Here is a 12473-nt window from a genome sequence, read left to right as displayed (position 1 = left end):
GAATATCGGGAGCGGTTCATGCGTTCGCTCCTTGAAGTAAGGCGGCCGCAAGGCGGTCCGCGGAAACGGTTTTCTCGCCAGCACGGCGGGCCTGCCGCTCGGCTGCATCGCGCAGGTTCTTGGCTGCCGAGATACGCACCAGCACCGGTTGCGCTTCGACAATTGCGTCGAGTTTTTCCTTGGCATCCGTATCCCAGTCGAGCGGCGCCTCGGGATGGCGCGCCGGGGTTGCTTCGCCAGCATCCATCTGAGTCGACAGGGGCAGGATATGGAACAGCGCATCGAACAGCGCGTTACAGACTTCCTGCACAAGATAGGTCGCGCCGGAATAACCCATATAAGGCGTGCCAGTGTGCCGGCGGATCGCGGCGCCGGGAAAAGAAGCCGGTATGTACATGCCGCGCGCATTGGCTTCGGCCATGTACATGCGTTCGTTATAGCTGCCGAAAACCACCAGCGGCGGATTGTCGAAAATGGCATCGCGTACCGCCTGATTGTCCGGCTTGACGCCAGCGGTGTGGCTAAAGGAAAATGCACAGGGCAGGCCCATGTCATTTTCAAGGAAATTGCGGATTCGCGGGCATAAGTCTCATTGGCGACGATGCCAAAATTGGCGGTGCCGAAAAAGTCCTGGGTGACCGAGCGCCACAGATCCCACAGCGGCTTGATGGTCGTATGCTTTTCTTTTTCGATAAACGGTTCGGCATCAAGGCCGGTCAATTCTCCCAGCTGACGCAGGAATTTTGTCGTCGAGTCGAGGCCCACGGGAGCCTGCAAATAAGGCCGCTCGAGCAGCTCGCAAAGATTGCGGCCAAATTCCCGATACATGCAGATATTGACCGACGCATTGGCCAGTTGGCGGATGTCGGCGAGATGGCTGCCCAAGGGGAAAACCATATTCACTTCCGCGCCGAGGCCTTCGATCAGGCGGCGAATCTCTGCCACATCGGACGGCATATTGAACATGCCATAAGACGGTCCGATAATATTGACCTTGGGCTTTTCGCCGTCTTTCAGGGCCTTTGGCTTGGGCATTTTCTTGGGCCCGAATTCGGTCCACAGCCAGGACAAGGCGCGATCTTCTGATTGCCACTGATCCTCGTCAATCGTGCGCGGCAGGAAGCGTTTGATATTGGTGCCTTCGGGGGTTACGCCGCCGCCGATCATCTCGGCAATCGAGCCCGTCACGACAACGGCTGGCAGATCGGGGTCGAGCGATTTCCACGCCCGCTTCATTGCGCCTTCGGTGCCGGTCTTGCCGAGCTCTTCCTCGCCGAGACCGGTGACGACAATCGGCAATTCATGCGGCGGCAGACCGTCGGTATAATGCAAGACCGAAGTCACCGGAAGATTTTCGCATCCGACCGGGCCATCGATAATGACCTGCAGGCCCTTGATCGCGGTAAACGCGTAAACCGCGCCCCAATAGCCGCCCGCGCGGTCATGATCGAGTATCAACGTCATGATCCAACCGCCTCTGCGGCCTTGGCGGCAGCAGCGTTTTGCGCGGCATATTTCTTTTTGAATTTGGGTCGATCGGTCGGCGTATCTTCCCAGATGCCGGCTGTATGGCCTTCGCCAACGCCTTCGAAGAAAGCGGTCATGCGATCGAAGCGCTCCTTGTTGCCCATCGCCGCATTGACCACCTGCGCGAGACTGCCGGCCCCGGCCGGCCCCATCAGCGGACGGGCGGAAATCAAATTTGTGAAATAGAGCGCCGGAATGGCCTTTGCCTTGGCATGCTGCACCACCGGCGTTGTACCGATCGACAGATTGGGTCCGAATTCTTCGACCGCAGCAATATCCTCTTCAAGGCTGGCGCGATAATTGACCCGAACGCCTTTGGCTTCGAGCCACTGCCGGTCGGGATCTGACCATTTTGTCTGCGGACAGGCGGTACCAACATAGGGCACATCCGCTCCGCTTTCGATCAGCAAACGCGCAACCAGCAATTCGGACCCTTCATAGCCCGAGACGGTGATTCGCCCCTTGATCGGCATGGCGCTGAGCGCACCGTCAATGGCCGGCAACATGGCATTTTGCGCGGCGGCAATCTGGTCGGCGCTGGCGCCAGTGGCCTGGCCAATCGCTTCCAGCCACGCAGCGGTGCCGTCGCGACCCACCGGGGCAGAGCCGACAACCTTGCGGCCGGCGGCTTCAAATTCTCGGATGCTGGCGGTGTAGAACGGATGTATCGCGGCAATCACCGCCCCATCAAGCGCCGTGTAGAGCTCTCGCCATTCGCGCGTCGGCACAACCGGTCCAGCGGCCAGGCCCAGCGGCGCGAGCATCTGGCCGATCCCGACCGGGTCGGCCGGGAACATTTCGCCAAGCAGGGTAACAGAGGGCTTGTCCGCGCGCTCGGTAGGCGCCGCAACCGGTCCCTGCTCCGCTTCTTCCCGCGCATATTTAAGCATCGCGCCAGCCAGGACATCCTTGGCCTCGGCATGGGTCGGCACACCAAAGCCGGGCACATCAATGCCGACAATGCGCACGCCGTTTATAGCGTCAGGGAGCAACCGCAACGGCACACCGCTGGCGGTCGGCACACACAGGTTGGTGACCACGATCGTGTCATATTTCTCGGGATCGGCCATCTGCTCGACCGCTTCCTTGATATCTTCGAACAGCTTGCCGGTAACCAGCGTTTCCGAGCTGAACGGGACATAGCCGACGCTGCGCCGCGCGCCGTAAAAATGCGAGGTGAAGGTCAGGCCGTAAACACAGCAGGCCGAACCCGACAGAATCGTCGCCGTGCGTCGCATCCGTAAACCGACGCGCAGCGAACCAAAGGCCGGGCACATGGACTGCGGCTGGTCATGGGGACCCACCGGATAGTCTTTTTCATATTGTTCGAGAATTTCCGTCTTGCCGGCTTTCTTCGCCGCCTCGCGCATCGTCTCTGCACCACCATGACACCCGCTACCGTCTGCTTCGGGAGCAGCCGGTGACGACAGATCAATGCGATCCGGCGCGCGGGCTTTTGCTGTCATGGTCGTCTCGTCAGTCACGCATCACACCTCATCGTAAATCACTTCAAGCGACGGTTTTTCTTCGTAGGTGCCGCCGCGCATGTCGGCCTGAGTGGCAGGGACCAACTGGATCGCGCCGCCGGTTTCTTCCGGTGAGAACAAACCAAGCAGGCCATCTTGCTCCAAGGGCTTGGGCTGTCTCGGCGGCGCTTCGGCAACATTGGTGGCGAGCTCCTCGAACAGACCGCCCCATTCGCTGCCCGGTGTTCCGACAATCTGGTAATTGGCGGACTTGCGACGGATATCTTCATTGGCCGGAATCGCGGTCAGCACCGGAATATCGACGGCGTCCGCGAAGCCCTGCGCTTCACCAGTGCCATCATCTTTGTTGATGATCATCCCGGCAACGCCGACATTGCCGCCCATTTTGCGGAAATATTCCACCGCCTTGCAGACATTATTGGCAACATAGAGGGACTGCATGTCGTTTGAGCCGACAACGATCACCTTCTGGCACATGTCGCGGGCAATCGGCAGACCGAAGCCGCCACAGACCACGTCGCCGAGAAAATCGAGCAGGACATAGTCAAAGCCCCATTCGTGAAAGCCGAGCTTTTCGAGCAGTTCGAACCCGTGAATAATCCCGCGTCCGCCGCAACCGCGACCAACTTCGGGACCGCCGAGCTCCATGGCAAACACGCCATCGCGCTGGAAGCAGACATCCTCGATGGAAACCTCTTCGCCAGCGAGCTTTTTCTTCGAGGAGGTTTCGATAATCGTCGGACAGCTTTTGCCACCGAAGAGCAAGGAGGTCGTATCGGATTTGGGATCACAGCCGATCAGCAAGACCCGCTTGCCCTGCTGCGCCATCATATAGCTGAGGTTGGACAGAGCGAAGCTCTTCCCCGAGCCGCCCTTGCCGTAGATGGCGATGACCTGTGTCTCTTTCTTCACTTCACCCGTGGGCACGGGATCCGGTTCAATAGCGGCCTCTTCGCGCAGCGCATCAACATCAAGCATGGTCATTCACAATCTCTCCAGTCGAGCACCATTTTCAGGCAGTCAGGATTTTCAAAAGCTTCGGGATAAGCCGTCTCCGCTTTGGCAGCGGGCGCGATATCGGTGATCAGACCGGACAGGTCGAGCGCGTCGGTTGCGATCAGCGCATCGACCGACGCCAGATCGTCCGGCTGCCATTCCGCGGCGATACGCAAGCGTGCCTCGCGCTGAAACGCCGGAGGAAAGGCGAATTGAATGGGGTCCATATAAAAGCCGGCGAGGACGAGTTCGCCACCCTTGGCCAGACGACCAATAAACGCTTCGATCGACCCGGCATCACCACTGACATCGTAGATATGGCCATAATCATGGCGGTCGTCATCATCGGGATGAATCACCTGATAGCCAGTCGCGCCATCCTGACGCGCGGTGTTGGTGTCCCAAACCACCGGCGCTGGTGCCCCGGCAGCGATGGTAAGCCGTGCCAGCAAACGCCCGAGGACGCCATGACCGACAATCAGCTCCGGCGGTTCGCCGTGACTAATGGCGTGCAAGGCTGTGGCCGCCAGCGCGTATAATATTCCGTCTTGGGCAAATTTTTCAGACACCGGCAAAGCCCGGGCTGACGCCACTATGACCCGGCGCGCCGAACCGCCAAACAGGCCGCGCGCATCGCGATAGCAACTGGCCCCGGGGACGAAGACCCACTCGCCGATGCGATCTTGCGCATCGGAACCGGCTTCGACGACTCGGCCGACCGATTCATAACCCGGTACAAGGGGATAACCCATGCCCGGAAAATTCGGCATCTTGCCTGTCCAGAGCAGCTTTTCGGTGCCTGTGCTGATTCCGCTCCAATGGATTTCAACCGCGACATCCCCCGCTTCCATGGGGTTCAATGCGGTATGCCGCATCGAAAGACTGCCTGGTGCATCGAGAATGATGGCGGACGTTAGCAAAAGACCCCTCTCTCTTACGGCCTCCCTGCAAAAAGGGGAGACTCCGATAAAGTGTCAAACTATAGAAACACTATGATATGTCAACTTATTTGGACACTTTGGAGTCATTTTTCGGCGACAAGGGCTCGGGCAATGATCGGCAAGGGCGTTTTGACTTCGGTCAGTCTGGAAAATCCGGCCTCTGACAGCAGTTTGCAATTTTCCGAAAAGGACCGCGGCCAGCCCGATCCCATTGCCCACAAATAGAGCCCGAAATAGGCATCTCCCATGGCCTCGGCTCCAGCCGTTTCCGCCATCGGCTCGACAATCAGCAGGCGGCCGTTGCGTGGCAAGGCGCGATGAATTGCCACCAACAGATCGCGCACAACCGGATCGTCATGGTCATGCAAAATGCGGATTAGCGTGATCAAATCATAACCGCCGGGAATCGCATCCGTCTTGAAGCTCCCAGGAACCAGCGACACCCGCTTTTCCATGGGCGAACCGGCAAAGCGTTCACGGGCCAGCGGAGCAACAGCCGCCAGATCAAAAACCCCCAGCTCGAGCGCTTCATTCGCGGTGCCGACGGCCTCCACAAAGGCACCGGATCCGCCGCCGATATCCAGCATCCTGTCATGTCTTGCAAAATCATAACGCCCCAGAATCTGCTGCCAGATCATCGGTTGCGTGGCCGCCATAAGGTTGGAATAGCTCTGGTCATCGCTGTCAACCGACCCTGGCTTTTGGGGATCGCCAGCATAAGACCAGAAGGCCGCCAGCTTGCTGCTCTGCTCGCCCTTACGCGACAACAGAGCGAAGGGATCGGCCAGATCCTCATAGAGCAGCTGATGATGGATGATCATCGCCATGGCACCGGCATTGGCTGACAGCGAAGCGCCCTCTTCGCCCAATGTCCAACATCCCGATTGGGGCGACTCGGCGATTCTGAGCGCCGCACCAGCGCGCAGGATTCGGTCGGTCGCCGCTGGTTCAAATCCAATCAGGCTGGCGATTTCCTGGGGTGTGCGCAACGCGTCCTTGAGATGCATGAGCAGTCCCGAGCGGACGTAAACATAGAGTATCTGAGTGTAGACAAATCCAGCCACTAGATCGAATTGGTGCGCCGCCTTGCGCCGGGCAACCGTCCGGAAAATAGGTGTTTTTGCTGCCCAGCGCTGAAAGCGGGCGCTGCCCAATATCCGGTTCCGACGGAGCACCCATCGCGTCTTCCAGCCCAAGGCTTGATCATCAAAGTCAATATTTTCAGACATATTATTATGTCTATTGAGATGGACTTCTGATAGCTTTGCGTCAAACTGAAACTGGCCTTGAGAATACAAAGGAGCATCACAAACCGCTGTGGCAGAGACGGCAAACACCGACCAGACGATCATTATCGGAGCCGGAATCGGCGGCCTGGTGAGCGCCGCGCTGCTATCGGCGCGCGGCATTCCGGTGACCGTTGTGGAAAAGGAAAACCAGCCGGGCGGTAAAATTCGGCAACTGGATGTGCAAGGAGCCGCTGTCGACGCAGGGCCGACAGTTTTCACCATGCGGCCGGTTATCGATGCGATTTTCACCGCTGCCGGGGCTCGGACCGACGACTATCTGACGCTGCATCGTGCGGACCGGCTCGCCCGCCATGCCTGGGGCGAGAATGAGCGACTCGATTTGTTCGCTGATCCCGCGAAAAATATCGATGCCATCGGTCAGTTTGCCGGAGCCAAGGCGGCGGCGGGTTTTCAAAGCTTTTCCGCCGAGGCGAAACGGATCCATGACATTCTTGACCAGCCTTTCCTGAAGCGGACCAAGACCTATCCGCCGGGTCTGATGTGGCGCATCGGTCTCTGGCGGGTCGGCGCATTGCTAGCGATCCGGCCTTATGAAAGCCTGTGGAAGGTGCTCGGAGAGCATTTCGAAGACCCCAGACTGCAGCAACTTTTCGGTCGTTATACGACTTATTGCGGATCATCGCCGTTTCGCACACCAGCAACCCTGATGCTGATTGCCCATGTCGAATCACAAGGCGTCTGGAAGATTGACGGCGGCATGAATGCCTTGGCAGCAGCGCTCGAGACCGTCGCCCGGCAAAATGGCGCGCGGTTTCGCTATGGCGAATCCGTGAAAGCGATTCGGACCGGAAACCGAAAGGTCTCCGGTATCGACATGGCCAGTGGCGAACATCTGTCTGCCAGTGCAGTCATCTGCAACGCGGATCCCTCTGCACTGGGTTCCGGATTGTTCGGAGCAGCAGTCAAACAGGCGGTCCGTCCGACACCTGTCAGGCACAGATCCCTGTCCGCAATGGTGTGGATGGCCAAAACCCGAACCAGTGGCTTTGCGCTCGACCATCACAATGTCTTTTTCTCGCCAGACTATCGCGCAGAATTTGACCAGATCGGACGCGGCGAAGTGCCGCGCAATCCCACCGCCTATGTGTGCGGACTGGATCGTGGCGCGGGGACGCCGCCTGATGGCGCGGCGGAACGCCTGCAAATTATCGTCAATGCCCCGGCCAATGGGGACAGCAAGACCTACGATGCCAAGGAGAGAGAGACATGCACAGCGAATCTGCGGAACCGTCTGGAACGATGCGGCCTCGAACTGGATCATCCGTTGCCGCACCGTCTGGTCACACCCAGAGATTTCGCGCAGCTGTTTCCGGCGACGGGTGGAGCCCTTTATGGACGGGCTTCGCACGGATGGGCGGCATCCTTCCTCCGCCCCGGGTGCCGGACTCGGATCCGTGGGCTTTATTGCGCGGGCGGGGCGACCCATCCGGGGGCCGGCGTGCCGATGGCCGCCTTGTCGGGGCAGCGCGCGAGCGAAGCTGTGCTGTCCGACCATATTTCGACACGCTGGTACCACCGCAAGGCTATCGCTGGTGGTATGTCGACGCGCTCAGCGATGACCAACGCTTTGGGCTGACCATCATCGGGTTTATCGGCAGTGTTTTTTCTCCCTATTACAAGCGATCGGGCCGCGACAACCCGCTCGACCACACGTGCCTCAACATCGCGCTTTACGGACCGGGCAGTTCCCGCTGGGTGATGACCGAGCGCGGCCAGCAGGATGTCGAGCAGGAGCGGGACATGCTGACCATCGGCCCGAGCGCCATGCGCTGGGACAAGGACCGGCTGATCATCGACATTGAAGAGCGGGACATCCGTCTCGGCATTCCATGGCGGCGGCGAGTCAAAGGCCAGATCGTTCTGGAACCGGAAATGCTCAACACCCGCGCGTTCCGGCTCGATCCGCAAGGCAAGCATCGCTGGCATACGATTGCCCCGAAAGCTCGCATTTCGGTCAAGATGGATCGTCCGGATATCTCCTGGACTGGCAGCGGATATCTCGATGGAAATCACGGTAGCGAACCGATCGAGGACGGATTCCAAAGCTGGCACTGGTCGCGGGCCCATGTCGGTTCTGAAGTGATGGTCAGCTATGAAGGCCAACGGCGCGACGGCAGTCACTTTGCCAGTGCGCTGCGCTTTGATCGGTCGGGCACGCCAATTGAGGACCCACTGCCGCTGGTGGCACCGCTGCCGCGCACATGGTGGGGAATGGAACGGCAAACCCGCGCTGATCGCGGGCACGCGTCGGTGATCAAGACCTGGGAAGATTCGCCCTTCTACGCGCGGTCCGCGCTGGCGATGCGGCTTTACGGGAAGCCCGTCGTCGCCGTTCAGGAAAGCATTTCGCTAAACCGGCTTATCTGGCCCATCGTCCAGCGCATGCTCCCCTACAAGATGCCCCGAGCCACCGGTGGCTCGGTCTCCAGCTAGGTCGCCTGATTGCTCTTTCGCCGCCGCCTTTTCCTTGTCTTTCGCGATTTCGCGATTGACTGACCACAGCTGCCAGAAACCGAATCCGAGAGCCACGGCCCCGGAGAAGATGATCTCGATAAATCCCAGATTGTCCCACGGGCTCGTTTCCATGACATTCTCCTCGCACCCGGCAGTTTATCGCTTCCGATGCTTTTTCGCAAATTCCTCAATGATCGCGACAGCCTGATCGGGGTCCTCCTCATGCGCCAGATGGCCGAGACCGATAATCTCATGCAGATCACAATCGGGCATGAGCCGCGCCGCATCGACAACCGCAGACTTGGGAATCGCGCTGTCTTTTTCGCCATGCACCAACAGGACCGGACTGACGAGCGCACCCAGGTGGTCCCGCAGGGGTTCAAGGTCCCAATTGGCCATCATCCGGATGGCCCCGTCACAATGCCCTGGCCGACTGAACAGTCGCTGGTAATAATCCACTCCGGTGGCATCAATGCGTGACCCGGTCGATCGCCGGAGAAACTTGCCCGTCTCCCCCGGATAGCGGGCCATGCGGGCAAAAATTCGCGCCACAAACGGATTGGTGAACAGCATTTTCGCAAGCTGTGGAAACAGTTTGGCCGCCAGGCCCGGGAATGGCATCAGCGCGGGCGTGAAACCGATCAGAGGCACCGCCCAATCATTGTCGAGCAACATCTGCGCCCCGATGGCGGCACCGGCCGAGTGCCCGACAATCAGGTCCGGCCTGGTCTCCATTGTCTCCAACAAAATCGCCAGCGATTGTGCCATCGCGGGCAAGTTCACGCGTCTTTGCACCGTTGGCTTGGTGAACCCATGGCCCGGCAGATCAATGGCGACGACCTGATGGTTGGCCGCAAGCAGCGGCATGATATCGCGCCAGCTATGGGTGGCGGCACCGGTCCCGTGTAACAACAGGCAAACCGGCCCCTTCTTGCCCATGATCTGTACGTGCCAGTTATAGCCATCCGCCTTGACGAACCGGCTGGCCGCGTGGTTGGGCCAGTCGACGCCTTCGATCTGCCATTCCGGATAGCGTCTGCTCATCGGCTGTGCTCCCTGTTCACGCTTTCAATGGCCTCGACCATCGCGGCGCTTTGGGCATGGGGCAAGGGCAGGTAGCGCCCGTTCACCATAGCCGCCAGTTGCGCAGCCTCTTCGCGGGGTCGTGGCGATATGTCCAGCACGATGCAGTTTATCCCCTGCCCGGCAATCATCCGCGCCGCTTGTTCGGTTTCCTCCCGCGCCGCCTTGCGCCCCGGCGTGCCGTCCAGCTTCACATTGCCTTTGCCATCGGTGAGCAAGGCGATGGTCGGCGTCTGGCCGCGTTTTTGGGCGGCTTCAGCCAATTGTCGTGCAGCAACCAGTCCGGCGGCAAGCGGCGTCCCACCGCCGCCAGGCAAGGCGCCCAACGCCCGTCTCGCGCGCGTCAGCGAACGGGTTGGCGGGAGCAATATTTCCGCCGCGGTTTGCCGGAAAGCAATCAATGCGACTTGCGACCGTTTGACATAGGCTTCGGCCAGCATCAGTTCGACCGCGCCCTTGGCTTCGGCCAATCGCGACAGCGCCGATGAACCGGACGCGTCGACGGCAAAAATGGTCAGGCTTTCGCGGCGCTGCTCGAAATGGCGGACCCGCAGATCCGCCTTGCGTATGTGCACCGATCGGCGGTCCGTCTCTCCAGCGGCCTGACGGCGGATGGTCTGCCACGGCGCGGCCGCGCGCAAACTGTCGATCAATGCCAGACGTTGACCGTTACCCGGAATACCAGGCCGGGCTCCCAGCGGACGGCCGCGCTTTTTTGACTTGCGCTTCTGACCCGATCGGCCCGCCGGACCTTTGCCCGCCGTCCGCGCAGGATCATCCAGACGACTGAGGATATCCGGCGGGATCGCAGCCGTCGCCGCAGCGAGCAGGAGATCCTCCAGCGGGAGGTCTTGCTGACTGTCCTGTTGGTCTTCCCGGTCGCCGTCATCGCTGTCGTTTTCCGGCGGTGGTGCCTCGGGCGAAGGTGGTTCGGGCGGTTCTTCCGCCGCCGGCAATTGCATGGCCCGCGGCGCGAACACCAGCCGCACCGCCGCTGCAATATCGTCATCATCAACCACGTTCTGGTCAGCAAGCGCCGCGCTGCCACGCGCTGCATTCTGGGCAAAGAGCAACGGCCGCACCGAAGCGATACCCAGCGCTGCCGCCGTGGCGGCAAGCGCACCTCTCTGCTTCTGAGTCAGCGGCTTGACCTTGCCCGGATTGCCACCGGGACCGACCGATATTGGCTCCGCCGTTCTGGCCTTGGATAGGTCGCAATGAAAGGCGATCCGTTCCATCAACACCGATGGTGGCCCTTCCTCCCCTTCGCAGGAATCATCCAGCAACAGGATGGCCAGATCACCAATATCGAGCGCCTGGGCGAGATGGGCCGCGACATCCTCCGCCATCCGGTCTGCCATCGGCACGATCAGCACGCCGCCTTGTGCCTGCGTGATCAATCCGGGGCGCTCCACCTTGCGGCCACGAGCCAAAGTCGCGGTCAGATCAACGCCCCCGAGCAACCGCTCCCCGTCCACATTGATCGGCAGTTTGAACACCGGCCGGACGCCCGTCATCGCGCTTTTCAGGCTTGCCACAAAAGCCTCGCGTACGGGTCCGAAACCACGCAAGCAGAGCCCGCCGAATAGCTTGGGATTTTGCAGGAAAATATGTCCGGCGAGGATCGCATCGGCGAGTGCCGCGTCGCTCTCGGCCGTCCGGTTCAACCGAACAGCTCTTCCAGCGCCCGCTCAATCCGGACCGTGGATCCCGTTTCATCGAGGACATCCCGGCGCAGTCGATGGCGCAACGCCAGCGGCGCCATCGCCTTGAGATGATTCCGGTCGACGGTCTTGTCCCCTTGCAAGGCAGCCAGCGCGCGGGCCCCACGCATCAGGGTCAATTCTCCCCGCAGGCCATCCGCTCCGACCGCTTTGCAAAGGCTCGCCGTATCTTTCAATATTCTGGCCGATGTCTTCACATCTCCGATTGCCTTCTTGGCGCGGGCGATCTGGCGCAAAATCTTGCCATCCTCGGCCTTCCATTTTGCCGCGAACTTTTCCGAATTGCGTTCCTGGGCATCACAGCGGCGCATAATCTCGACGCGCTCCTCAATCGCTTCGGGCGTGCGGACTTCAACCGACAAACCAAAACGGTCGAGCAATTGCGGGCGCAGCTCGCCTTCTTCAGGATTGCCGCTGCCGATCAGGACGAAACGCGCCGCATGCTTGATGCTCAAGCCATCGCGCTCGACCAGATTTTCACCGGATGCCGCGACATCGAGCAACAGATCCACCACATGATCCTCGAGCAGGTTAATCTCGTCAATGTAGAGAAACCCGCGATGAGCCTTGGCCAGCAAACCGGGTTCGAACCGCTTCTCGCCATGGGCCAGCGCGCGCTCCAGATCGAGCGTACCGAGAACACGGTCTTCGGTTGACCCGAGCGGCAGATCGACAAAAGGCACCGCCACCTTGCGAACCCGTTTGCTGGTGCAGGGATCGGGGCAGGTACCGCGATTGTCAGGCTCGCAATTGAACCGGCAATGCTCGACCATCCTGATCGGCGGCAAGGTCGCAGCCAGTGCGCGCGCAGCGGTGGATTTCCCGGTGCCGCGATCGCCAAAGATCATGACTCCGCCAATGCGCGCATCCACCGCGGCCACGAGCAGAGCAAGCTTCATCTCATCCTGACCGACAATTGCACTAAAAGGAAAAGCTGCCATGGCAAAACCC

9 protein-coding genes and 1 pseudogene are annotated in these 12473 nt (G+C 60.2%); 2 read left to right on the top strand and 8 right to left on the bottom strand.

Annotation, left to right across the window (positions count from 1 at the left end; all coding sequences use genetic code 11):
* Positions 1–16: 16 nt before the first annotated feature.
* From bchZ to ACZ1GS_RS01575, 5 genes and pseudogenes are all read right to left on the bottom strand, one after another.
* A pseudogene (gene bchZ, locus ACZ1GS_RS01595) lies at positions 17–1464 on the bottom strand (chlorophyllide a reductase subunit Z).
* Positions 1461–2993: a chlorophyllide a reductase subunit Y gene (gene bchY / locus ACZ1GS_RS01590; RefSeq protein ID WP_472696750.1), complete on the bottom strand. Its 1533-nt coding sequence runs from the start codon at positions 2991–2993 to the stop codon at positions 1461–1463. Before bchY ends, bchZ begins: the two are co-directional and overlap by 4 nt.
* 21 nt (positions 2994–3014) lie before the next feature.
* Positions 3015–3998, bottom strand: coding sequence for a chlorophyllide a reductase iron protein subunit X (locus ACZ1GS_RS01585; RefSeq protein WP_472696749.1), 984 nt, complete (start codon positions 3996–3998; stop codon positions 3015–3017).
* On the bottom strand, positions 3995–4930 hold the full coding sequence (bchC, locus tag ACZ1GS_RS01580; protein ID WP_472696748.1) for a chlorophyll synthesis pathway protein BchC: 936 nt from the start codon (positions 4928–4930) through the stop codon (positions 3995–3997). The genes ACZ1GS_RS01585 and bchC overlap by 4 nt, the downstream gene beginning before the upstream one ends.
* Positions 4931–5034: 104 nt before the next feature.
* On the bottom strand, positions 5035–6180 hold the full coding sequence (locus ACZ1GS_RS01575; RefSeq protein ID WP_472696747.1) for a methyltransferase: 1146 nt from the start codon (positions 6178–6180) through the stop codon (positions 5035–5037).
* Positions 6181–6268: 88 nt separating this feature from the next.
* Between ACZ1GS_RS01575 and crtD the strand changes: the two genes are divergently transcribed.
* Positions 6269–7837, top strand: a complete 1569-nt coding sequence (crtD, locus tag ACZ1GS_RS01570) for a 1-hydroxycarotenoid 3,4-desaturase CrtD (RefSeq protein ID WP_472696746.1) — start codon at positions 6269–6271, stop codon at positions 7835–7837.
* On the top strand, positions 7768–8694 hold the full coding sequence (locus tag ACZ1GS_RS01565) for a hypothetical protein (protein ID WP_472698050.1): 927 nt from the start codon (positions 7768–7770) through the stop codon (positions 8692–8694). The genes crtD and ACZ1GS_RS01565 overlap by 70 nt, the downstream gene beginning before the upstream one ends.
* Positions 8695–8871: 177 nt before the next feature.
* Here the strand turns inward: ACZ1GS_RS01565 and bchO are convergent, their stop codons facing one another.
* The 3 genes from bchO to ACZ1GS_RS01550 are packed head-to-tail and all read right to left on the bottom strand — an operon-like array spanning position 8872 to position 12463.
* The gene (bchO, locus tag ACZ1GS_RS01560) at positions 8872–9759 is read right to left on the bottom strand and encodes an alpha/beta fold hydrolase BchO (RefSeq protein ID WP_472696745.1); all 888 of its coding nucleotides are present in this window, start codon (positions 9757–9759) and stop codon (positions 8872–8874) included.
* A complete protein-coding gene (locus ACZ1GS_RS01555) occupies positions 9756–11465 on the bottom strand; it encodes a magnesium chelatase subunit D (RefSeq protein ID WP_472696744.1) in 1710 nt (569 codons plus the stop codon). The genes bchO and ACZ1GS_RS01555 overlap by 4 nt, the downstream gene beginning before the upstream one ends.
* Complete coding sequence (locus tag ACZ1GS_RS01550; RefSeq protein ID WP_472696743.1) at positions 11462–12463, bottom strand: ATP-binding protein; 1002 nt, start codon at positions 12461–12463, stop codon at positions 11462–11464. Before ACZ1GS_RS01550 ends, ACZ1GS_RS01555 begins: the two co-directional genes overlap by 4 nt.
* Between the last annotated feature and the right edge of the window lie 10 nt (positions 12464–12473).

The organism is Parasphingorhabdus sp. W113, from assembly GCF_055693205.1.
This window is presented reverse-complemented; position numbering and strand designations above follow the sequence as displayed.